21 protein-coding genes are annotated in these 23,073 nt (G+C 71.1%); 15 read left to right on the forward strand and 6 right to left on the reverse strand.

What is annotated here, in order from left to right:
* The 7 genes from ABZY11_RS08535 to ABZY11_RS08565 form a co-directional block, all read left to right on the forward strand.
* Positions 1-870 (forward strand): sugar ABC transporter permease (locus tag ABZY11_RS08535; protein ID WP_356478411.1); only part of this gene is annotated, 870 nt, incomplete at its 5' end.
* Positions 867-1,733: a carbohydrate ABC transporter permease gene (locus ABZY11_RS08540; RefSeq protein WP_356478412.1), complete on the forward strand. Its 867-nt coding sequence runs from the start codon at positions 867-869 to the stop codon at positions 1,731-1,733. The genes ABZY11_RS08535 and ABZY11_RS08540, both read left to right, overlap by 4 nt.
* A 122-nt stretch (positions 1,734-1,855) precedes the next feature.
* Positions 1,856-3,208, forward strand: coding sequence for an alpha-L-fucosidase (locus ABZY11_RS08545; RefSeq protein WP_356478413.1), 1,353 nt, complete (start codon positions 1,856-1,858; stop codon positions 3,206-3,208).
* A gap of 45 nt (positions 3,209-3,253) precedes the next feature.
* Positions 3,254-4,687 (forward strand): polysaccharide lyase 6 family protein, encoded by a 1,434-nt coding sequence (locus ABZY11_RS08550; protein ID WP_356478414.1) that lies wholly within the window; start codon positions 3,254-3,256, stop codon positions 4,685-4,687.
* Positions 4,688-4,813: 126 nt separating this feature from the next.
* Entirely contained in the window at positions 4,814-6,241 is a 1,428-nt protein-coding gene (locus ABZY11_RS08555) for a polysaccharide lyase 6 family protein (protein WP_356478415.1), read from the forward strand.
* A gap of 110 nt (positions 6,242-6,351) precedes the next feature.
* Positions 6,352-7,203: a TIM barrel protein gene (locus ABZY11_RS08560; protein ID WP_356478416.1), complete on the forward strand. Its 852-nt coding sequence runs from the start codon at positions 6,352-6,354 to the stop codon at positions 7,201-7,203.
* 70 nt (positions 7,204-7,273) lie between these two features.
* Positions 7,274-7,915, forward strand: a complete 642-nt coding sequence (locus ABZY11_RS08565; protein WP_356478417.1) for an SGNH/GDSL hydrolase family protein — start codon at positions 7,274-7,276, stop codon at positions 7,913-7,915.
* Between the two features lie 372 nt (positions 7,916-8,287).
* Here the strand turns inward: ABZY11_RS08565 and ABZY11_RS08570 are convergent, their stop codons facing one another.
* Positions 8,288-8,863 (reverse strand): GNAT family N-acetyltransferase, encoded by a 576-nt coding sequence (locus ABZY11_RS08570; RefSeq protein ID WP_356478418.1) that lies wholly within the window; start codon positions 8,861-8,863, stop codon positions 8,288-8,290.
* Here ABZY11_RS08570 and ABZY11_RS08575 point away from each other — a divergent pair.
* Positions 8,862-9,239 (forward strand): hypothetical protein, encoded by a 378-nt coding sequence (locus ABZY11_RS08575; RefSeq protein ID WP_356478419.1) that lies wholly within the window; start codon positions 8,862-8,864, stop codon positions 9,237-9,239. The two genes, ABZY11_RS08570 and ABZY11_RS08575, sit on opposite strands and share 2 nt — an antisense overlap.
* 49 nt (positions 9,240-9,288) lie before the next feature.
* Here ABZY11_RS08575 and ABZY11_RS08580 read toward each other — a convergent pair whose 3' ends face one another.
* A complete protein-coding gene (locus ABZY11_RS08580) occupies positions 9,289-10,071 on the reverse strand; it encodes a helix-turn-helix transcriptional regulator (protein WP_356478420.1) in 783 nt (260 codons plus the stop codon).
* Positions 10,072-10,156: 85 nt separating this feature from the next.
* On the opposite strand from ABZY11_RS08580, the gene ABZY11_RS08585 reads away from it, so the two are divergent.
* Positions 10,157-10,960, forward strand: a complete 804-nt coding sequence (locus ABZY11_RS08585) for a sulfite exporter TauE/SafE family protein (RefSeq protein WP_356478421.1) — start codon at positions 10,157-10,159, stop codon at positions 10,958-10,960.
* 358 nt (positions 10,961-11,318) lie between these two features.
* Entirely contained in the window at positions 11,319-13,328 is a 2,010-nt protein-coding gene (locus ABZY11_RS08590) for an NB-ARC domain-containing protein (protein ID WP_356478422.1), read from the forward strand.
* Here ABZY11_RS08590 and ABZY11_RS08595 read toward each other — a convergent pair.
* Entirely contained in the window at positions 13,325-15,070 is a 1,746-nt protein-coding gene (locus tag ABZY11_RS08595; protein WP_356478423.1) for a translation initiation factor 2, read from the reverse strand. The two genes, ABZY11_RS08590 and ABZY11_RS08595, sit on opposite strands and share 4 nt — an antisense overlap.
* A gap of 112 nt (positions 15,071-15,182) precedes the next feature.
* Here ABZY11_RS08595 and ABZY11_RS08600 point away from each other — a divergent pair, with 112 nt between their 5' ends.
* Complete coding sequence (locus ABZY11_RS08600; protein ID WP_356478424.1) at positions 15,183-15,716, forward strand: hypothetical protein; 534 nt, start codon at positions 15,183-15,185, stop codon at positions 15,714-15,716.
* 91 nt (positions 15,717-15,807) lie between these two features.
* Complete coding sequence (locus tag ABZY11_RS08605; RefSeq protein WP_356478425.1) at positions 15,808-17,376, forward strand: isocitrate lyase/phosphoenolpyruvate mutase family protein; 1,569 nt, start codon at positions 15,808-15,810, stop codon at positions 17,374-17,376.
* 103 nt (positions 17,377-17,479) lie between these two features.
* Here ABZY11_RS08605 and ABZY11_RS08610 read toward each other — a convergent pair whose 3' ends face one another.
* The gene (locus ABZY11_RS08610; protein ID WP_356478426.1) at positions 17,480-18,664 is read right to left on the reverse strand and encodes a M20 family metallopeptidase; all 1,185 of its coding nucleotides are present in this window, start codon (positions 18,662-18,664) and stop codon (positions 17,480-17,482) included.
* Positions 18,665-18,866: 202 nt separating this feature from the next.
* On the opposite strand from ABZY11_RS08610, the gene ABZY11_RS08615 reads away from it, so the two are divergent.
* Complete coding sequence (locus tag ABZY11_RS08615) at positions 18,867-19,490, forward strand: TetR/AcrR family transcriptional regulator (RefSeq protein ID WP_356478427.1); 624 nt, start codon at positions 18,867-18,869, stop codon at positions 19,488-19,490.
* A 95-nt stretch (positions 19,491-19,585) separates the two neighbouring features.
* On the opposite strand, the gene ABZY11_RS08620 is transcribed toward ABZY11_RS08615, so the two are convergent.
* The gene (locus ABZY11_RS08620) at positions 19,586-19,741 is read right to left on the reverse strand and encodes a hypothetical protein (protein ID WP_356478428.1); all 156 of its coding nucleotides are present in this window, start codon (positions 19,739-19,741) and stop codon (positions 19,586-19,588) included.
* 274 nt (positions 19,742-20,015) lie between these two features.
* Between ABZY11_RS08620 and ABZY11_RS08625 the strand changes: the two genes are divergently transcribed.
* Together ABZY11_RS08625 and ABZY11_RS08630 are read left to right on the forward strand one after the other, a co-directional pair.
* Positions 20,016-20,930, forward strand: coding sequence for an NADP-dependent oxidoreductase (locus ABZY11_RS08625; RefSeq protein ID WP_356478429.1), 915 nt, complete (start codon positions 20,016-20,018; stop codon positions 20,928-20,930).
* 163 nt (positions 20,931-21,093) lie between these two features.
* Positions 21,094-21,339, forward strand: a complete 246-nt coding sequence (locus tag ABZY11_RS08630; RefSeq protein ID WP_356478489.1) for a hypothetical protein — start codon at positions 21,094-21,096, stop codon at positions 21,337-21,339.
* On the opposite strand, the gene ABZY11_RS08635 is transcribed toward ABZY11_RS08630, so the two are convergent.
* The gene (locus ABZY11_RS08635; RefSeq protein ID WP_356478430.1) at positions 21,294-22,937 is read right to left on the reverse strand and encodes an amidohydrolase; all 1,644 of its coding nucleotides are present in this window, start codon (positions 22,935-22,937) and stop codon (positions 21,294-21,296) included. The genes ABZY11_RS08630 and ABZY11_RS08635 overlap by 46 nt on opposite strands.
* Positions 22,938-23,073: the final 136 nt, after the last annotated feature.

The following is a 23,073-nucleotide window of genomic DNA, read 5'->3' on the forward strand; positions in this document are numbered from 1 at the left end:
GACCGCCGGGCGGGCCGGTGGTGGACGCCGTGGCTGTTCCTGGCCCCGGCACTGCTCCTCTTCCTGTACTTCAAGTTCATCCCCATGGTCAGTGCGCTGACCATGTCCTTCCAGGACGTCCAGCCCTATCTCGGCAACAGGTGGGTCGGCACCGAGAACTACGCCACGGTCCTCCAGTCCGACGGCTTCCGCGAGGCCGCTTGGCACACGGTCGTCCTCGCCGCCGGGCAGACGGCCGGTTCGATGGCCCTCGGCCTCGTACTCGCGCTGCTGATGGAGGGACAGGGCCGCCGACTGGGCTTCGTGCGTTCCGCGGCGTTCCTGCCGGTGGTGGTACCGATCGCGGTCGTCGCCGAACTGTGGCGGATCATGTACCACCCGACCTCGGACGGCATGCTCAACTCCATCCTCGGCCTGGTGGGGTTGGGCCCCTCCGGATTCATCAACGACCCCGACTCGTCGATGGCCTCCATCATGGTCACCGGCATCTGGCGGGGCGCCCCCTACGACATGATGATCTTCCTCGCCGGTCTCACCAGTGTGGACCGCGGTCTGTACGAGGCCGCGAAGGTCGACGGCGCCTCCAGGATCCAGCGGGTATGGCATGTGACGGTGCCCGGACTGCGGTCGGTGTTCTCGATCCTGTTCATCCTCGCCGCGATCCGCGGACTGCGGGTGTTCACCGAGGTGTTCCTGCTCACCAACGGCGGGCCCGACGGCTCCACCGAGGTCGTGATGACCTTGATCTACAAGCTCGGACTGGAGCAGAACAGACTCGGCGTCGGCGCGGCGGGAGCCGTCCTGCTGTTCATCGCGACGCTGATCCTGACAGTCGTCGTCCACCTGCTGCGACGGAGAGAGAGCAAATGAACGCGCCGACCGAGACCGCGCTCGGCCTGACGGAGAGCCGCAGCCCGGGAGGGCGGATCCTGAAGGCCGTCACCTACCTGCTGGTCCTGATCGTCTTCGCAGGGCCCCTGCTGGCCCTCCTGGTCAGCGCCTTCAGCCAGGTCAAGGACCCCACCCAGCTCAGCGTCATCCCCTCGGGCGCCACCCTGGACAACTTCAGGATCGCCTTCGACGAGGGCGTGCTCGCGTACCTGCTGAACTCGTTCTTCGTGGTCGGCTTCGGCCTGCTGCTCCAGGTGGCCGTCTCCGTCCTGGCCGGATACGCGCTGGCCAGGAAGGTCTTTCCGGGGATGACGCTGGTGCTCGTCGCCATCCTGGCGACACTGATGCTGCCCGAGGAGATCCTGGCCCTCCCGCTGTCCGTGATCCTCTCCGACCTGCCGGTCGTCCACTTCAACCTCATCGGCACCCTGGCCGGAATGATCGTCCCGCTGGGCGCCTGGGGATTCTCCATCCTCGTCATGACCGAGTTCATGAAGGACGTGCCCCGGGAGCTCGAAGAGGCCGCCCGCATCGACGGCGCCGGCGACCTGCGCATCTTCGCCCAGATCATCCTGCCGATGTGCAAGCCCGCGCTCGGAGTGATCGGAGTCTTCGGTTTCACCATGATCTGGGACCAGTACCTGCTGCCCCTCCTGGTCTCCACGGACTCCTCCTCGTACACACTCCCGCTGGCGCTGCGCACCCTGCGGATCGACCCCGCCGTCACTCCCGGAGTGGTGATGGCCGCATCCCTGCTGGCCCTGCTCCCCTCCGTGATCGTCTTCCTGTTCTTCCAGCGTTCCTTCGTGCACGGCCTGTCCTCCGGCGCCCTGAAGGGCTGACCCGGCAAGCCGTCCGCACGCGAACCCTCCCCGTACAACCCAGCCCTCCGGCAGCGCCGGTCGGAGCGCCGACAGCGCACCGAGCACGCCACCGGACGCCGACGACAAGGAACGATGCCCCCATGACCCCGACTGAGACCCCGTCGGCGTACCCGCCCGCGCCCGCCGTGACCACGGCTCCCGCGCCGGCCCCGGAGACCACCTGGTTCACCACCGACCGGTTCGGCATGTTCGTCCACTGGGGCCTCTACTCGCTCGCCGCACGGCACGAGTGGGTCAGGAACCGGGAGGAGCTGACCGACGAGCAGTACCAGGTCTACTTCGACCACTTCGACCCCGACCGCTACGACCCGGTCCAGTGGGCCAGAGTGGCCCGAGCGGCGGGCATGCGGTACGTCGTCCTGACCACCAAGCACCACGACGGCTTCTGCCTGTGGGACAGCGCCCTCACCGAATACAAGGTCACCAACACCCCGCACGGCCGCGACCTCGTCGGACCGTTCGTCGAGGCCTGCCGCGCCGAAGGCCTCAAGGTCGGCCTCTACTACTCACTGATCGACTGGCACCACCCGTCCTTCCCCGTGGACGGCACCCACCCGCAGCGCGACGACGAGGAGTTCAAGGCCGCGGCCGCCGGCCGCGACATCCGCGACTACCAGCGCTATCTGCACGGCCAGGTCCGCGAACTGCTGACGTCCTTCGGACGCGTCGACTACCTGTTCTTCGACTTCTCGTACGCGGGCCGTACCTGGTGGGGCGGCAAGGGACCGGACGACTGGGATTCCCCGAAGCTGCTGGAAATGGTTCGCGAACTCCAGCCGCACATCCTCGTCAACGACCGGACCGGCCTGCCCGGCGACTTCGTCACCCCCGAGCAGTACCAGCCCTCGGGCCCCATGACCAAGGACGGGCGGCCCGTGCTGTGGGAGGCGTGCCAGACACTCAACGGGAGCTGGGGCTACGACCGGGACAACCTGGACCACAAGAGCGCCGACCTGCTGATCCGCATGCTCGTCGACGGAGTGTCCAAGGGCGGCAACCTGCTGCTCAACGTCGGCCCGACCGGTCGCGGCGACCTCGAACCGCGCGCCGTCGCCGTGCTCGGGGAAATCGGCCGGTGGATGGACCTGCACGAGCGGTCGGTCCGCGGCTGCGGGCCGTCCCCGTACACCGCCCCCACCGAATGCCGGTACACCCAGCGCGGCGACCGGCTCTACGTCCACCTGTTCGCCTGGCCGCTGCGCCATCTGCACCTGCCGGGACTCGCCGGCCGGGTGCGCTACGCCCAGTTGCTGAACGACGCCTCCGAGATCATCCAGGTCCACATCGACCCGGACCGGCCCGCGGTGAACACGGAAATGGGCGGGCAGCCCGCCGGCACGCTCACTCTCCAGATCCCCGTCCAGCGCCCCGACACCCCGGTGCCCGTCATCGAGTTGTACCTGGACACCCCGGCCGACCGGGCCGACGGCTGAGACCGGCCCCGGCCCCCGATCCACCACCACACTCACGGAGGCATCATGCAACGCCGCACGTTCCTCATGGGTACCGCGGCAGGGGCGGCACTGGCCGCTGCCCCCACCGGCGGTCTCCTCACCGCGAGCGCGACGGCGTCCCCCGCCGCCGTCGGTTCGCTCGACGAGCTCCAGGCCGCCATCGACCGGGCACGGCCGGGTGACCGCATCGTCGTGGCCGACGGCAGGTACGCCGTCCCGTCGGACCGGCCCCTCACCATCCGGAACAAGCAGGGCACCGAGCGCGCGCCCATCACCATCGTCGCCCGGTCCCGCGGCGGCGTCGTCCTCGAAGGCCAACACAGCTTCGTACTCGACGCGTCCAGCCACATCACCATCAGCGGCTTCTCCTTCCGCCAGAGCAGCACCCTGGACATCCCCCCGAACTGCTCGCACATCAGGCTGACCCGCAACGATTTCCAGCTCGCCGACATCGAGGGCCTGCACTGGGTGATGGTGCGCGCGGACGACAGCAAGGTCGACCACAACCACTTCCACGGCAAGTCCGCACTCGGCATCTACCTCGGGATCGAAGGCGCGGGCACGGAGGAGATGGCCCAGCGCGTCCATGTGTTCAGGAACCACTTCTCCGACCACACCTTCGCCGGGTCCAACGGCGGGGAGCCGATCCGGCTCGGCGTCAGCCCCCGGGCCCTGTCCAGCGCCCACGCCGTCGTGGAGTACAACCTGTTCGAGCGCGCCAACGGCGACCCGGAGGCCATCTCCGTCAAGAGCTCCGACAACGTCATCCGGCACAACACCATCCGCGACAGCTTCGGTGGGATCGTGCTGCGGCACGGCAACCGCAACCGGGTGGAGGGCAACTATCTCCTCGCCGGCACGGAGGGCGTGCGGATCTACGGCAACGACCATGTGATCGTCAACAACCACCTCGCCGGTCTGTCCGGGCGGGCCCTGGTGATCGGCAGCGGTTCGGAACGCGACCACCTGCCGGGCGAGACACCCGAGGCACGCCGCGGCAACGACGCACCCGACCGGGTCCTCATCGCCTACAACACCCTTGTGAACAACAAGGGCACACTTTCCGGCGAGAGCCAGCGCCCCCACGAGCCGCGTGATGTGACCGTCGCGGACAACCTGCTCGTCGGGGACTCGGGCGAGCTGGTCGCGATGGCGAACACCGTACGTTTCACCTGGTCAGGAAACATCCTGTGGGGTGCCGCCGCCGACGGCAACATCCCGTCCGACGGCTGCACCCGCGTCGACCCGAAACTGGTGACGGGCCCGGACGGGGTGGCCCGGCCGGCCGCGGACAGCCCGGCGATCGGCGCGGGCACGCTCCGGCGGTCACCGGTCACCCACGACATCGACGGTGACCCGCGCGGCCGGGCCCGGGACGTGGGCGCGGACCAGTACGCGAAGCGGGCACCCAGGCTCCGGCCACTGACCCCGGCCGACGTCGGTCCCCAGGCCCGCTGAACACACGCCCGGGAGGGACAGCCGGTCCGGTTCGCCGCCGGCTGTCCCACCACCGATCAGCCGGCACGCCCAGCGCGGGGGCTGTACGGACCGGCCCGTCACGTTCTTGTCGCCACAGGAGGCATCATGCAACGACGCACGTTCCTCAGGGCCACCGCGGTGGCAGCACTCGCCGCCGTGCCCCTCAGCACCTCGATGTCGGTCGACGCCTCGGCCGCCGACACAACGGTCAGCTCCCTGGCCGAACTCCAGAGCGCGATCAACTCCGCCGCACCCGGCGACCGGATCGTCGTGGCCGACGGCACCTACACCGTTCCGTCGGGGGGCGCGATCAACGTCTCCGGCAAGAACGGCACCGGCGCCGCGCAGATCACCATTGTCTCGAAGACCCGCGGCGGCGCGGTGCTGCGCGGCGAGCGCAGCTTCGTCTTCGCCGATTCGAGCAACATCACCGTCAGCGGCTTCGCCTTCCGCCAGAGCACCACGATGGAGATTCCGGCCGACTGCGCATCGATCCGGCTGACCCGCAACGACTTCCAGTTCGCGGACACCGGCGACCCGTACTGGGTCGTCGTGCGGGCGAACGACACGAAGATCGACCGGAACCACTTCCACGACAAGACCACCGCCGGCATCTTCCTCGTCGTCGACGGCCCCGGCTCGACCGACATGGCCCAGAACCTCCAGGTCTTCAAGAACCACTTCTCCGACCACAGCTTCGCCGGGTCCAACGGCGGCGAGTCGATCCGGCTCGGCGTCAGCGGACGGGCGCTGTCCAGCGCCCACGCGGTCGTGGAGTACAACCTGTTCGAGCACGCCGACGGTGACCCCGAGGCCATCTCGGTGAAGTCCTCCGACAACACCATCCGTTACAACACCATCCGCAACAGCCGGGGCGGAATCGTGCTGCGCCACGGCAACCGCTCCAGGGTGGAGGGCAACTACCTCATCGGCGGCAGCGAGGGTGTGCGGCTGTACGGCGACGACCACCTGATCGTCAACAACTACCTCGGCGGACTCTCGGGCCGGGCCCTGGTGGTCGGCAGCGGTACCACCCGCGACCACAACTCGGGCGAGACGCCGGACGAAAGGCGGGGCAACGACGCCTGCGACCGCGCGGTGATCGTGCACAACACCCTGCTCGGCAACTCCAGCACGCTCTCGGGCGAGACCCGGACGTACGAGCCCAAGGACGTGGTCATCGCCGACAACCTGCTCGTCGGCGACTCCGGCAGCCTCGTCGCGATGGGAGCGACCACCGGATTCACCTGGCAGAGCAACATGTTGTGGGGCGCGGCCGCCAACGGCAATATGCCGTCCGGTGGTTACACCCGCGTCGACCCGAAGCTGGTGACGGGCCCGGACGGCGTCGCCCGGCTGTCGGCGGGCAGCCCGGCGATCGGCGCGGCCACGCTGGGCAGCCCGGCCGTGGCCGACGACATCGACGGCGACTCACGAGGCAGCACGCGGGACATCGGTGCCGACGAGTACTCGACCGCGCCCGCGCTCCGCCACCCCCTCACGGCCGCGGACGTGGGTCCGAACGCATCGTGAGGTGCCACCGGTGAGTCGGTCCGTCCGCCCGCTCCGGGCGGACCGTTTCCGAGCCGCCCGGGAAGGGTGGGGCGAGAGCCGCCGCGAGGCGACCGAAGGAAGGGAACGCTGTGACAGGCAGGGAGAGCCGTGACCGCGAGGAGCAGGAGCGCAAAGCGGCGGACCATGACCCGGGCCGTGTGCCGACCGGGCCGGGTGCCACGCTGACCAGGCCGGGGCTGTGCTCGGTCACCTTCCGGCGGCTGCCCGCCGCCGAGGTCGCACGCCGGGCCGCCGACGCGGGCCTGGAAGTGGTCGAGTGGGGAGCGGACGTGCACGCCCCTCCGACGGATCCCGACACTGTCCGCGCGGCCCGCGAGGCCTGTGACAGATACGGGCTCAGCTGCTGCTCCTACGGCTCGTACTTCCGTGCCACCCAGGAAGAACTGACCGCCTTCCCCGGGATCGCCCGCGCCGCGGTGCTCCTGGGGGCGCCGCGGGTGCGGGTCTGGGCGGGTGGAGTCGGATCGTCGGCCGCCACACCGCGGGAGCGGAGCGGGACCGCGGCCTGCCTGCGGGAGGCGGCCCGGATAGCCGCGGACCATGGGCTGGAGCTCGCGCTGGAGTTCCACTCGAAGACCCTCACCGACACCGTCGCCTCGACGCTCCGGCTGTTGGACGAGGTGGGCGCGGACAACCTCCGTACCTACTGGCAGCCGCCGCTCGACACCCCCGACCAGGAGGCACTGGAGGGGCTTTCCGAACTCGTCGACCGGGTCAGCGCGGTGCACGTCTTCTCGTGGTGGCCGGGCAATCGCCGACTGCCGCTGGCCGATCGTGCGGACCTGTGGGCCGGGGTCTTCGACCTGCTGAACGAACGGCGCGTTCCGCTGGAGGCTCTCCTGGAGTTCGTGCCCGGCGACGACCCCGCTGTGCTGGCACGCGAGGCCGCTGCGCTGCGGCGCGTCGCGGCTCACCGCTGAGCGGCACATCGCTGAGCGCCTCCCCGCCGAGCGGCTTCCCTACCACCACCTCGACATCAGGACGGCAGGCATGCATATCAAGGAAACGGACACACTCCTGTTCATCGGTGACTCCATCACCGACGCGGGCCGCGACCGTACGGATTCCGCGTCGCTCGGCGGCGGATACGTCCATGAGATCGCGCGGACCCTGCACGCCGGGGCAGGCCACGGCCCCGCCGTCATCAACAAGGGCCTCAACGGCAATCGCGTGTACGACCTCGAAGCCCGCTGGACCACCGACGTCCTCGACCACCGGCCCAACGTGGTCACGGTCAAGATCGGCATCAATGACACCTGGCGGCGCTACGACCGCGGACTCATCAGCCCGGTCGACGAGTTCGAGACGTGTCTCGACCGCCTCCTCGCGGACACCGCACGGAAACTGGCCGCGCGACTGGTCGTCATCACCCCGTTCCTGCTTCCGGTCACCCCGGACCAGGAAGACTGGTTCGAGGACCTGACTCCCCGTACCGACGCCGTCCTGCGCACCGCGGCGGCCAACGGAGCCCAGGTGGTCCGTGCGGATCTCGCGCTGCACCGTGCCGCGGAGGCGAAAGCGGCCGCGGAGCTGGCCCCGGACGGGGTCCATCCGAGTCCGCTCGGCCACCGGATCATCGCGGATGCCTGGCTTGCGGCGGTGGACTCCCGCCTACTCGGAGAGCAGGGGTAGGTCCACCCGGACCTCGATTGATCCGGGGCGGCCGAGGATCTGCGCCGAACCGCTGACGCGCAGAGTCCGTGCCGGATCGAGCGTCAGTTCGCCGGTGACGTCGCCGTGCTCGTGGAGGTAGAGAACGCGCGAATGGGACGCGGGGAGTGTCGCTGCCCGGGATGGCCCGTCGGCGTACCGCAGATGACCGTGGCCTGAACTGTGCCGCCCGGCCGTGGCGCGCCGAGCGGTCTGCTGCCCCGGTGGACCAGGGGTTATGCCGACCACGGGGCCTTGCATCGCGCGGGTCGGTCACCGAGGGACTCGGCCACTGGAGGATTCGGCCCCGCAGGGGATCCAGTCACGAAGGGATTCGGTCGTGAAGGGATGGGGTCAGCAAGCCTCGTCGGCAGCCGGGTTCTCCGACTGGCGGCGGGTCAGTCGCCAGACCTGGTCCTCGCCGGTATGTGCCGGGGCGAGGAGCTCGGAGGGGCGACGGCCGTGCTCGGCGAACCCGAGCCGGGCCGGGACTGCGCGGCTGGCGGCGTTGGCCACGTCGTGGACGACCTCGACATGGTCGACTCCGGGGAGACGGAAGGCCAGTTCGACCAGAGCCCGGGCGGCCCGGGTCGCCACGCCACGGCCGGTGGCGGCAGGGTGCAGCCAGTAGCCGATCTCGCGGCCGTTCGCCGGGGTTTCGCCGCGCCGGAACAGCCCGCAGGCGCCGACGATCGCCCCGTCGAGCACGATCGCGTAGGTGAACTCCTCACCACGCGCCCAGCGTTCCACACGGTTGGCCAGGAAGCGGGTGGTCCTGGCCAGGCTGTGCTCAGCGGCCCAGGGCATCCACGGACGCAGGTGCTCCAGCGACTCCTCGATGACCCGGAAGAGCTCCGGGAGGTCCGCCTCACCGTCGAATCTGCGCAGCGTGAGGCCGTCCAGTTCGATCACCTGTTGTGGAGTGTCCATGCCGGGAGGATGCTACGCAGCCGTCGGCGTGGGCAACGGTATTTCGGAGCGGGCTCCGGCCGCTCACCACCCTTCCGGCCAGGCCGGGTTACGCCGGGGCCGTCGACGCGGCAAGGAGCCCGCAGACCGCGAGCACCACACCGGCATCGCCCCCCCAGCCTTCGTCGGACCGCCCCGGTCACCCGCCGCCCGGTGGGACAACGCAGCCGGCTCCGGGACGCAGTGGATCTACGACCGGACCACGTACGCGTTCCTCGGCGAACGCACGGGCCCGGCCGAAGCCGGTGACGCGGGCCCGGCAGGGGCCGTCGTATGCGCCTCCGCGGTCCTCACCAAGGCCGTGGTCGACCGCGTCGGCGAGACGCCTGCGCCGTGACGGTGGAACGGGTGGCCGCTGCCCACCCGTTCCGACTCCGCGGGAGCCGTCAGCGTCGGCCGCCGACCTGGCGACTCGCGGCGAAACGGGACGGGGGCGTACCGAAGGCGCGGGTGAAGGCGGCGGTGAACGCCGCCGGCGAGGCGTAGCCGATCCGACCGCTGACCTCGCTGACCGACCCGGTGCGCAGCAGCGGGACGGCCGCGAGCAGGCGGGCGCGGCCCCGCCATACGGCTGGGCTGTCACCGGTCTCGGCGCGGAACCGCCGGGTGAAGGCCCGTTCGCTCATGGCCGTCCTGGCGGCCCATGCGGCGTTGGTGGCGTCGGCGTCCGGGGCGGCCAGATACTCGCGGCAGAGCCCCGCGAGGTCGGCGGAGGCGGGAATCCCCACGTGGAACGGGAGCGGGGCACGCTCGGCGATCTCGTACAGGAGGAGTGCGGCGATGTTTCCCTCGCGCCCGGACAGGCTGTATTCGACCTCGAACTCGACGGCGGCCAGGAGCAGTTCGCGCAGCAGCGGCGGAACGTCCACGACCGTGCAGGTGGCGGGCCACCAGGGGACCGCATGCGGCTCGATGTACAGGCTCCGGGTGCTCACCCCCAGCATGCGGACCCGGTGGCGCGTGGCAGGCGGGATCAGTACGGCGCGCTCCGGCGGAACGGTCCAGGTCCCCTCGGCGGTGTCGACGACCATGACTCCGGTGGCGCCGTAGAGGAACTGCGCGCGCCGGTGCTCGTGCCAGTCCAGCACGTGGCCGGGCGGGTAGTCGGTGCCGATCGGCAGGACGGCCCGGTCGACGTGGTCGACCTCGGCCAGCGGGACGTTCTTCACCCGTCCATCCTAGTGGCCGACACGCGAAGGAACTGTGCCGACCATCGCATGCGAGTAGATCGTCGGAGCTGGTGGAGTGGGGGCCATGGACTTCGTGATGTTGATCGGGGTCGGGCTCCTCACCGGGGTGACGACCGTGTTGTTCGGTTTCGGTGGTGGGTTCGTCGCGGTACCTGTGGTGGTTTGGGCGGACGCCGCACTCGGCGGGGACGCGATGCGGGTGGCGACGGCCACCTCGGCCCTGGTGATGGTGGTGAACGCGGGGTTCGCGACGTCCGTCACCCCCCGGCGGGTGCTCCTCTCGCTCCGCGGCAGCGCCATGCTGCTCCTCCTGCTGGCGGCCGGCGCCTCGGCCGGTGCGCTCGCCACGCGCCTCGCTCCGGCCGCTCTGGCCCATTGGGCATTCGTCGCGTACGTCGCTCTCACCATCACCGACCTGCTCCTGCGCCCCGGTTTCCTGCGCCCCAACACCCGGGTCGGGACGACAGCCGATGCCCCGCGCCCGCTGCCGGCCGCCCTCGGCGCACCGATCGGTGCGGTCGCCGCCTTCCTCGGCGTGGGCGGCAGTGTCATGACCGTCCCCGCGATGCGGCGGGCCGGGCACACGATGCACGTGGCGACCGCGCTGGCCAACCCCCTCACCCTGGCCATCGCGCTCCCGGCAACCGCGGTGTCCCTGTGTGTGGCAGCGGTCCCCGCCGCCGCGCACGCACAGGTGCAACTGGTGGGCCTGATCGACCTCCGCGCCGCCTCGGCGCTGCTTCTGGGGGCCCTGCCGGTGATCGCGCTGCTGCGGAGACGCCCGCCGCGAATCCCCGACCGCACCCATGCCTGGGCCTATATCGGCCTGCTCGTCCTGGTGACGGTCGCGATGCTGATCGCGATCTGACCGGCCGTTTCGGACAGTGGAAGTCGTAGCCCGGTCGGCACGGAGCCGCCGGGCTCACGGCGCGAGGCCAGTACCGGAGGCCACTGCTGCTCCCTGCGCAGAAGTGACGGAGCGCGTGGTGTGAGCGTCAGCCGCGCAACGAACTCCTTGCCGCACCAGGTTCTCGTCGATCTCGAACCTGTCCATGTACGCGCGGCGGCGTGCGGTCGACCGGGCGTCCTCACCCAGCGTCGAATCCGGGCGTGTGCGAACCTCTAGAGTGCGAGGCCTGGAAGCGGCAAGTCTTCGGACGGAAGCCGGGTTTGTGTGGAGCACCTGGCTCGGCCGTGCCGGGCAGGGGGATGGGAGCGGGTCCTGAATGAGGGTTGAACTGCCGCCGGAGCCGATGCACTTCGTCAACCGCGAGGAGGAGAAGGAGCGGGCCTTCCGCGCGGTGGAGGAGTGGCGGGGCCGCGCCCGGCCGCTGGTCCTGTCGCTGAGCGGACCGGGAGGCCTCGGCAAGACCGAGCTGGCCTTCCTGATCGCGCGGAAGCTGCGCGACAACTTCTCCGATGTGTTGTCGGTCGACCTGGACGACTTCCGGGAGGGCGGTGAGCTGGACCCCGGCGAGGTGCTCGCGCAGTTGCTCGATTCCCTCGGGGTGGAGCCGGACTCGCTGGCACGCCAGTTCAAGGCGCGCTGCAGGCAGTACTGGAACATGACCGCCGATCGTCGGCTGGTGGTCGTTGTGGACAACGCCCGGTATGCCTCGGAAATCGTCCCATTGCTTCCGGCGTCGGGTACCAGTGTGGTGATCGTGGCGAGCCACGGCCCGCTGTACGACCTGGAGGACGGTGCCGCCGTCGACCTGGTGCTGCCACCGCTGGAGGACCCGGTGGCGATCGAACTGCTGGAGCTGATCGTCCGGGACCGGCGGCTGACCACCGATCCGGAGGCCGCACGGACGGTCGTGCGGATGTGTGACGGCTTGCCGGCGGCCCTGCACGTCGCGGGCCGCTGGGTCCGCTCCCACCCCCTGCGACCGCTGTCACGCCTGATCGCGGAGCTGCGGGCCGAGCTGAACGAAAAGGGAGTCTCCTCCGGGGTGGAGGACGTCTGGGACATCGCCTACCACGGTCTGTCCTCCTCGGCCGCGCTGCTCTACCGGTCGCTGCCCCACCATCCCGGCTCGACGTTCACTCACGAGTCCGCCACCGCACTGCTGGGGCTGGGACCGGAGGCCTGCCAGGACGCGCTGGAGGAGCTGGCCGCGGCAGGGTTACTGGACCTGCGCATGGTGCGGCGGACGGATCACGGCCGGATGAGGCTTCACGGTCCGCTGCGCGCCCATGCCCGGCGTCGGGCCCGCGACCACGAGGCACCCGGGGAGCCGGCCGAGGCGCAGACGCGAGTGCTGCGCTGGTTCGTCCGGCAGGCACAACTGGCCGACAGGTTCGCCGCCGGCCGGCGGCTGACCGTCGCGGATCCCTTCGATCCCGTTCCCGACGCCCCCGACGTGCCCCTTGAGGACCCCGCGGAGTCCGGGGACCACGCGGTCCGTACGGCGCGGGCCGCGCGGGCGGCGCGCTGGCTGTACGAGGAACGGCATGCGTTGTTCGCGTGTGTACGGCTGGCCCACGGGCGAGGACTGGATGCCGAGACCGTGGCCCTGTGCGAGCCGGTGTGGACTTACGCGATGGATCATCCTCACCAGTCCGATGTGACCGAGCTGTTCCGGCTGGGTGTGACCTCCGCGCTCCGGTCCGCGAACGCTTCGTGGCTGGTGCGCATGCGATGTCAACTCGCCCGTCCCCTCTGGGAGTCGGGAAATCTGATCGAGGCCGGACGCGAGATCGACGGCGCGCTGGCGGCCCTCGACCTGTTGGGGGACACCGTGCCGGACCGCAAGCTCCGTGCCTCGGCGATCGAGTTCCGCGGCACGCTCAGCTCCACACGCGGGGACTGGAACGCGGCGGCTGCCGACTTCGCCCGGTCCCGCGAGGTCCACCTGGCGATCGGCAACGACTATGGAGCCATGCTCCAGACCTACCGGATGGGCCAGGCGAGCGCGGAGCTCGGCGACCTGGACGCGGCGGCCCGCTTGTTGTTTGAAGCACACGACGCGGCCATGGCGCAGGACCGCGCGAGGCTGAGCGCACGCACCGGATTCGCGCTCGGCGGCGTCCTGCAACGGCTCGGCCGGGCGGGCGAGGCCCGTCTGCTGTACGAGCGCTCACTGGAGGGAGCACGTGAACGGGGATCCGGCTTCGACCAGGCCCGCGTCCTCGACGCACTGGCCGAACTGGCGGGCTTGGAGGGGGAGAGCGCGGCGGCCGACGAGCACCGCGCAGCCGCGGAAGGCCTCCGCCGCCGGAACGGCCTGTTCTAGATCACCAGTCCGGCTTCCTCGTCCGTGGCCGGACGGAGAAGAACGCGAAAGGCCCGGTCACCGATGACACAGTTCAGGCAGAACTCGTCGTCGGGCATGCCATGGTGGGCGCTGGACCAGGTGTGGACGGCGGACAGTGCGGCGGCCGGGTCGATGCGTATGATCCGGCCGCCCTCGGAACGGGGTTCGACGCGGACGGCGTAGGTGTGTTCGTCGCCGCGGACTCTGAGCACGCAGAGCCCGGAGGCCACAACGGCCGCGGCCGAACGGCAGCCTGAGTACTCGGACAGAGCGTGTTCCGCCCACCCGGCGGCCGTCCACGCGACTTCCCCCGCAGTGGGAGAGGGCGGAAGCGGACGGCGGTACAGCAGACCGGCGGAGCGGGCGAGTTGTTCGCTCGCTCCGCCGTGTTCCACGGCCAGGTGGTGCCCGGGTGGCCCGATTCCGGTGGGGCGCCGGTCGATCCGGACCCCTTCCGCGAAGACCGCGGCGTGCACGTCGAAGGCCGCGGGCGTACGGGTGGCGGCAGCGGGGGAGGGCAGCAGCCGTGGTGGGGCGTGGCGGACCGGCGGGGTGAGGCCGAGGAGCGTGTACACCTCGGTCCGCAGTCGGCTCAATGACTCGCCCTGGCCCGCGAACGCCGCCTGGGCAGCGGCGTTTCCCGTACCCGGCCGGTACGCTTTCAGTGCCTCCTTTACCGCTTCGGCCGGGCCCAACTCCGGTATGCGGCGCAGGAGTACGTCCATCGGGCTGCCGGGGATCAGCTCGACGCCGGATCGGTGGACGTTCACGACCGGTCGGTCGCGCGCCGCGGAGTAGTACAGGGCGGTCGATCCGTGGTCGGTAATGAGCGCGTCGGCGGCGATCAGTACGGATCCCCATTCCTCGTACGGGCCGGCGAGCACCATTCCCGCGTCGAGGGCCGGGGACAGGCGCTCGGTCAACTCGTACCTGCCGAGCAGACTTCGTTCGTTGGGGTGCACGATCAGCGCCAACTGGTATTCGTCGCACGGCAGATGAGCCGCCAGTTCCGCGGGCAGGTCCGGCCGCTGACGCAGCAGGCACTCCGGTCCCCACGTCGATGCGAGAACGATCAGTGTGCGGGACCCGGTGCCCAACGCCGTCCGGTACCGGTCGCGGAGGGACAGCGAGGCGAGGATGCGCTCCAGGGTGGGGTCACCGACGACCTTGGCCCTCTCGGCGGCCGTCGGGGTTGCGGCAGCCAGACGAGCCACCTGATCGGGGTGGGCGAGTGCGTGCAGGGCGATGGGCGCGTCGTCGTCGGACGGCAGCAGATATTCCGGATCCAGTCCGGAGGCCGAGTCGGCGGAACCCTCGCCCGGAATCGACTTGTTGAACCCCGCACCGTGCGGGAGCAGCACGTGCCGTCCGCGCAGCAGGCTCAGTTCGCCCTTCGGGCTGGCCGTGAGGACCAGGTCGTACGTGCGCCGGCACGCATCGTCCCAGGGGAGCGTCCGGCCGCCGACGTCGTCGATGACCGAGAGCGCGTCAACTCCGAAGTCGGATCCCGGTACCAGGGTGAACAGGCGGGTGATGCGGTCATCGCCGGCGAAGACCGGGAGAGCGTCGAGGAGCCGGTACAGGGCTACCGCGGACCGCGCGGCGAGAAGAACCGCCCGTCGCCCGTCGCCCGTCGCCCGTCGCCCGTCGCCCGTCGCCCGTCGCCCGTCGCCCGTCGCCCGTCGCCCGTCGCCCGTCGCCCGTCGCCCGTAAGTGTCCATTCTAGGGGCGGGCGGTTGATCGTATCCGGCGTTTCCGCAGATCGGGGGCGCTCTTTCGCGCCGTCGAACGACATGATCCGATCGTACCGCGCGCCCGTCGTGGTCGCCGAGCGTGATCCACAACGCACATTCGGCAAGTGTGCGGCGCGGACCGGCGGCCTATCGGGAGGATGGCGGAATGAGTGAGTTGGGAATCGCGCTGATCGCCGCCGGAGCAGCCCTTGCGGGAAGCGCCACTACCGGTTGGTACACCCGCAGTGCCGGATTTCGGCAGGCCGAGGCGGCACGCCAAGCCGGTGACCGTCAGGCCGACGCGCTGCTCGAAACGGTGCGGATGACTCTCCGGGAGCAGGCGGCCGTGCGCGTGCTCGACATCCGGCGCCAGACCTACGTCGCATTCCTCGGAGCGGCGGAATCGAGAATCCGGATCGAGCGGACGGGGCGGGGCAGGGGGGATGACGACGCCCGGCTGGAGACCGCCTTGGGCGAAGTGATCCTGGAGGGACCGGTCGAGGTCGCCGCCGCGGCACAGGACGTCGTCGACCGCCTGCGCCGCCACGAGTCGCCGGACAACCTCCTGAGCGCCAAGCTCGCTTTCGTCTCTGCCGCACAGGAGGCGCTGAACGCGCCACCCGGGGCCCGATAGGGCCGATTCGGCGTCTGCACGGGTGCATGGGCCTGATGCCACCGGGACGGTTCGGGCGGTGCCGAACTGTTTCGGTCCTAGCGTCGGAGCCATGACGCACAAGACACACAAGACGCATGAGTTCGGCCGATACGCGGACGTACGGGCGGCGCTCGCCGACCCGGCGCTCGTCCCGCAATTGCCTGCCGCGGACGGCGGTCCGGCCGGGGCGAGCGTTGCCTGGTTGCGGGCCACCGTGGCCCGGTTCGGTTCCGGGGAGCCGCACCGGCGCCGACGGGCTCTGGTGGAGGCCGAACTGGCCCGGCTGGAGCCCGACTCGCTACGGCAGGCGGCCGCCGCGGGGACCGGGGGAGAGGTGCGGGCGCGGGTGGTGCGCACCCTCGCCGAAGCGCTCGGGATGCCGGAGCCCGCGGTGGTGACGGAGGCGGTGATCGCCGTGGCCCAGGCCTACTTCGGGTGCGCGGATGCGGCCGCGGACGAGGACGAGGCGGTGGCCCGACTGGTGGCGCTGTTGATGCCGGGGACGGCGGATGAGGCGGGCCTGGAGGCGGCCGCGAATCGCATCGGGTTGCTGGTCCAGGCATGCGAGGCGACGGCCGCACTGGTCGAAGCCGCGGCCGGACGCGACGCACCGATGGCCCGGGTGCTTCGGGAGGCTCCCCCGGTACGGAGCATGCGCCGCGTCGCCGTCCGGGACACCCGGATCGCGGACCGGGAGATCGCCGAGGGCGATGTGGTGCTGCTCGATCTCGCGGCGGCCCATCGCACACACCCCGTACCGCTCACCTTCGGCGCCCCACCCCGCGTCTGCCCCGGCCGTGCCCACGCCCTCGCCCTGGCCGACGGCCTGCTGCAGCGCCCATCGACCGGCTTCGCCCGCCTGCACCACCAGGCCGGCGCCCCGCTGCTGCTGCCCAACGCCTGGGACCACGCCTCGGCCGCCGCGCTGGTGGCGCAGGGGTTCGCAGCCATCGGCACCACCAGCCTGGGCGTGGCCGCGGCCGTCGGTCTGCCGGACGGGGCCGCCGCCGCCGTCGACGCGACTCTGGTGCTGGCCCGCCGGCTCGGACAGGACTCCTTCCTGTTCACCGTCGACGCCGAAGGCGGTTTCAGCGACGACGTGACGGAAGTGGCCGAGCTGGCCCGCAAGCTGTACGAGGCGGGCGCGGCCGGCATCAATCTTGAGGACGGCCGTCCCGACGGCACCCTCGCCCCCGTGGAGCTGCACGCCGCGAAGGTCGCGGCGGTGAAGGCCGCCGTGCCCGAGCTGTTCGTCAACGCCCGTACCGACACCCACTGGTCGGGCCGCCATGAGGAGGAGACCGCGACGCGGCTGGCGACGTACGAACAGGCCGGTGCGGACGGGGTGTTCGTGCCGGGACTGTCGGATCCGGACCGGATCGCCGAGCTGACCGCAACGCTCGTCGTCCCGTTGAACATCCTGTACGCGCCGACCGGCCCCACCCTCGCCGAACTGGCCGCGCTCGGGGTGCGCAGAGTCAGTCTCGGTTCGCTGCTGTACCGCAGGGCCCTGGCGGCGGCGGTGGACACCGCAACCGCCGTCCGGGACGGGCGGCCGACGGGCCGGAGGGCCCCGTCCTATGCGGAGGTACAGCGGCTGGCGGTGCCCGGTGGGTCTGAGCCCAGGAGGTCCGTGTGATCCAGGTGGCGCCCCGTCCATGCGGCGTCACAGGGCGCACCGATGCGCATCAGCCGCCGTCGCTCATCCGTTGATGCGAGCGCCCGTCGTGTCGATGCGAGCGTCAGCCGTGCCGGGCGGTCACGCAGCGGGCCCGCCACTCCGCGTCGGAGGCGAGGTCCAGGCCGGTCCACGCCATCGCGAGTGCGCCGTCGAGCACCGCGTCGTCCGCTGCAGGGCTCGCGGTTTCGTCGGTGAACTGCCGGGTGTGCGGCATGCCTTGGGCTCCCAGCACCCCGAGACCGGGGTGGATGGCGGGCATGGCGTGGGTGACGTTGCCCATGTCCGTGGAGCCGCCCGTTCCCTGCGGCACCGGACCCGGCTCGGGGACCTCCCGTCCGGTCGCGCGCAGATTGCGGGCGTACGAGGCCATCAGCGCGGTGTCATGGCGCAGTTCGAGGTAGTCGGGCTGGATCGGTTCTACGTCCACGGTCGTGCCGGTGGCCAGCGCGGCCCCGCGGAAGCAGTTCAGCACCCGTTCCCGCAGCTCGGTGAGTTCCTCGCCGGTGGGGGTGCGCACTTCGTACTCCAGCACCGAGCGCTCGGGGATGATGTTCGTGCGTTCCCCGCCGAGCTGGACGATCCCGGCCACCCGGTGTCCGTCCCGCAGTTGCTGGCGGAGCTGGCCCACCGCGACCTGGGCGACCACCGCAGCGTCGGCGGCGTTGAGCCCGCCCTCGGGGGCCGCGGCGGCATGTGACGCCCGGCCGGTGAAGGTGACCTCGAAGCGGGCGACCGCGTTGCTGGAGCCGCGCGGGTCCGCGGTGTCGACGGGGAAAGGGTGCACCATCATCGCCACCGTCACATCGTCGAAGGCGCCGCGTTCGAGCATCAGCACCTTGCCACCGCCCTCCTCCTCGGCCGGGGTGCCGAGCAGCTTCACCCGGAAGCCGAGTTCGTCGGCGGCCGAGGCCAGGGCGATGGCCGCGCCCGCTCCGGCGGCGCAGATGATGTTGTGCCCGCAGGCGTGGCCGATCTCCGGCAGCGCGTCGTACTCCGCGCATACCCCGACCGTCAGCTCACCGCTGCCGTACTCGGCGGTCAGCGCGGTCGGCAGATCGCACACCGCGCGATTCACGGCGAACCCGGCGTCCTTCAGCAGCAGCGCGAGTCGTTCGGCGGCCCGGGTCTCGGCGAACGAGGTCTCCGGATCGTCGTGCAGCTCGTGGCTCAGCTCCAGAAGCCGGTCCCGGTACTCGTCGAGCCGGGCGGCGACGCGGTCGCGGAGCGATGAGTCGGCTGCGGGCATGGGAGATCCCCTCCACTCGAAGTCGGTATGCGAAAATAGAAACTGATCGTTTCCTTAATTGACTTCCATGTCTACCTGCCCGTCCGGGAAATGGCCAGGCCGGTTCTCGTGGCAGGGTGCGCCACGGCCGGATAGAGTCCTGAGAGGAAACCTTCCGTATCCTATTGACATAGGGTGCTCGCATACCCCGAAATGGGACGCCATGGCGAAGAGCACTCAGCGGCCGGTCGGCCGGCCCCGCAGCGAGGACGTCCGCGACCGGGTCATCGGCGCGGCCGACGAGCTGCTTGCCGAGATCGGCTATCTCGGCATGACCATGGACGAGATCGCCGTACGCGCGAAGGTGTCCAAGAAGACCCTCTACCGATGGTGGCCGCACAAAGCCGCGGTGACCGCCGAGGTGCTCGTCGCCCGTGCCGACGTACGCGCCGTTCCCGACCTCGGCGACACCCGCACCGAACTGTTCGTCGTCCTCGACCACATCGACGAGTTCACGCGCGCCCGTGACACCTTCACGCGGCTGTGCCTGACCGAGGCCGCAGCCGACGAATCGGGCGTCCTCCAGTCCTTCCTCGATGTCGTCCTGCGGCGCCGGGACCAGGTCCGGGCCGCCATGCAGCGCGGGATCGCCCGTGGTGATCTGCCCGCGGACATCGACGTCGACGCACTCCTCGACCTGTGGAACGGTTTCTTCGTCTACCGACGGTCCTTCCGCCCCGCGCCCGTGCATGAGGACACGGTGCGCCAGCTCGTCGACCTCGCCCTGGCCGGGCAAGTGCCGCGCCTGCCCTCCGCAGGCCAGGGCACGGGCGATTGGGCCGACTGACCGGTCCAGGTCGTCGGCACGCCGTGGCGGTCCGTGCGTGGAGCCCTCCGCGGTGAGCGCACGCGGGGGGCTCCACCGTACGGATACCGCCTGTTTCAGCTCTCATCGTCCTCCGCGCGACGCTCACCCTCGGCCTGGGACGGCTGGGTGCGCATGGTGGCGGGGTGTCGCTCCTCGGCCGGATCCCTGTCCTCGTCCAGCCTCTCGCCCTCGGCTTGCGACGGAGTCGAGTATTCGATGTTCTCCCTCATGGCCGCCTCCGCGGTCGGAACGCGTGCCTACAAAACGAGCCTATCGCTTCCCTCCGGTCGGCGGCCCGGACCCGTCGTACCCCCATCCGGGCACCCGTGGCCGGGCTCCCCCGACACAACACTGCTCGGCGGGGATGCCGCGCCTAGGGTGTCGAGGGGTGCTCGGGCCGGTCGTCGGCCCGGTTGCGATCAGCCTCCGTGGCGGCCGGTGTACGGCCGGACGTCGCCCGCACGGCCCGCCTGGACAGGCGGCTCATCGAGGTAGGAGACACAGATGGAAGCGATTGTTTTCGAGGAGTTCGGCGGACCCGATGTGCTGCACCTCGCGCAGACAGCCGATCCGCACCCCGGCCCGGAGCAGCTCCGGGTGCGGGTGCGGGCCGCCGGTGTGAACCCGGTCGACTACAAGATCCGCAGGGGCTGGATGGAGGCGGTGTTCCCCACCACCCTCCCGGCGACGCCGGGCAGCGAGTTCGCCGGGGTCGTCGACGAGGTGGGTGACGGAGTCACCGGATTCGCGGTCGGTGACGAGGTCCTCGGCTGGACTGCCACCGGCGCCTACGCCACCCTCGCACTGGCCGACATCGGTGCCGTCGCCCACAAGCCGTCCGAGCTGAGCTGGGAGCGTGCGGCCGCCCTGCCCATCGCGACGGAGACGGCGGCGCGCGTGCTCGACGAGCTCGGGGTGGGCGACGGCGACACCCTGCTGCTGCACGGCGCGGCCGGAGGCGTCGGCTCGGCCGGCGTCCAGCTGGCGCTGGCCCGCGGTGCGACGGTGATCGGGACGGCGTCCCCGGCGAACCACGCCTATCTGCGTGAGCTGGGTGCGATTCCGGTGGCGTACGGGGACGGGCTGGTCGGCCGGGTACGAGAGGCCGCCCCGCAAGGCGTGGACGCGGTCTTCGATGCGGCGGGGCAGGGCGCACTGCCCGACTCCATCGAGCTGCGTGGCGGCACGACCGAGCGGATCGTCACCATCGCCGACGCGGACGCGGCGAAGTACGGAGTGGCCTTCTCGGGCGGAAGCATCGAGCGGGCGAACGAGCGGCTCGCGGAGAACGCCCGGACCGCCGCGGCGGGCCGCCTGACGGTGCCGGTGGCGCGGACCTTCGGGCTCCACGATGCGGCGAAGGCGCAGGAGCTGAGCGAGGAGGGGCACGTACGAGGGAAGCTGGTGCTGCTGCCCTGACCGCCGGGCATCGGGCGACGCGAGCCGGGACGGCCCCCGCCGCCCCTGTCGGTGCGCTGGACCCACGCCCCGACGGGTGCTCGGCTCGACGTCGGCCTTCTGGATGAGGGAGAAGACGGCGATCGCGGCCGCGTCCAGGTTGGGGGAGACGTAACAGGGACAGATGGCCCAGCCGGCGATCGCGGTGATGACGCGGTCGCGCTGCTGCGACTTCACCCGCGCCGACCACACCGACAACTGGTCCCGGCGGCTCGGCGAGGAGCACGCCGTGCGCGCCTGGCGCTGCCGCGACCTGTGGGACTCGGGAGCCACCGTCGTCCTCGGCTCCAGCCTTCAACTCCTACTCGTCCATCGTCGCGCCGGTCACTCCCGGACGGGGTCGCCGAAGACGGGCTGCCCGCCGACATAGGTGGCCTCGACGCGCAGCGAAGCGAGTTCGGCCGGGTCCACGGAGAAGGGGTCGCGGTCCAGCACGATCAGGTCCGCGAGATGGCCCGCCCGCAGAACGCCGGTGTCGTCGAACCGGTTGACGTATGCGGAGCCCGATGTGTACGCGCGCAGCGCGGTCGTCAGGTCGAGTCGCTGATGCGGGAGGAAGGGCGGCCTGTCCCCGTCGGGAACGATCCGGTTGACCGCCACATGGATGCCTTCCAGCGGGTCGGCCGAGCTGACGGGCCAGTCGCTGCCGGCGGCCAGCGGGGCGCCGGCGCGGTGGAGGTCGCCGAAGGGGTACTGCCATGCCGCGAGTCCGTCGCCGAGGAACGGGGTGGTGAGCTCGTCCAGCTGCGGCTCGTGCGCCGCCCACAACGGCTGGAGGTTGGCGATCGCCCCCAGCTGTGCGAAGCGCGGCACGTCGTCCGGGTGCACGACCTGGAGGTGGGCCAGGTGGTGGCGGTTGCCGCGCGGCCCGTTGGCCTTCCGCGCCGCCTCGACCGCGTCGAGTGCCTCGCGGACGGCCCGGTCGCCCAGCGCGTGGAAGTGGACCTGGAAGTCCAGGGAGTCGAGCTCGGTGACGTACTCCCGCAACGCCTCGGGGTCGACGAAGCTGAGGCCGGAATTGGCCGTGGCGCAGCCGCAGCCGTCCTTGTACGGGGCGGTCATGGCCGCGGTGCGGTTCTCGGCGATGCCGTCCTGCATGATCTTGACGGTGTCGGCGCGGAAGCGGCCCGTGCGCAAGGCCCTGCGGCGTTCGACGAGGTGGGGGATCTGTTCGGCGCCGGCGTCCCGGTCCCACCACAGCGAACCGTTGACCCGGGCGGTCAGCAGCCCGCGGCCGGCCGCCGCGACATACGCGGCCGAGACATCGGGGTGTCCGCCGTACTCGCCGAGCAGGGCGTCCTGCCAGGCGGTGATTCCGTACGAGTGCAACAGCCGCTGGGCGCGCAGCAGACCGTCGACCAGGTCCTGAGCGGTGGGCCGGGGCGCGGCGCGTCCGACGAGTTCGACCGCGCCCTCCTGCAGCATGCCCGACGGTGTGCCGTCGGCTTCGCGTTCGACGCGTCCGTCGGCGGGGTCGGCGGTCGAGGCGGTCACACCGGCCAGCTCCAGGGCCCGGGTGTTGGCCCAGGCGCCGTGGTGGTCCCGGTTGACCAGCAGTACGGGCCGGTCGGGCACGATCTCGTCGAGCATCTGCCGGGTCGGCAGGCCACCGGGGAAGCTCTCCATCGACCAGCCGCCGCCGGTGATCCAAGGCCGTTCGGGGTGGGCGGCCGCGTAGTCCGCGATCCGGCGGCGGTATTCGGCAGGGTCCGTCGTCCCCGTGAGGTCGCAGGTTCCCAGCTCCAGACCGCCGAACACGGCGTGGACGTGGGCGTCCTGAAAGCCCGGCAGCACCGCGCGCCCCGCCAGGTCGACGACCCGGGTGTCCGGGCCGATCAGCTCGCGCACCTCCTCACCGCCGACTGCGGTGATCCGCTCTCCGGTCACCGCCAGCGCCGTGGCGCCGGTGTGCGAGGGGTCCATGGTGATCACGGCGCCTGAGGTGAAGACGAGATCTGCGTGGCTCATCGGGGGGTACTCCTTGAGGTGCTGGTTCATGGCCGGGCAGCGGCGGCCGGGCACTGGACGCTGTCGGGCACGGGGCTTCGCAGGTCTGCTGCCGGGTGGGAGTGGCGAGGCGGGGGCCGAGCCCGTTCCGTACAGG

Source organism: Streptomyces sp. NPDC006510, assembly GCF_040611955.1.
Taxonomy (GTDB): domain Bacteria; phylum Actinomycetota; class Actinomycetes; order Streptomycetales; family Streptomycetaceae; genus Streptomyces.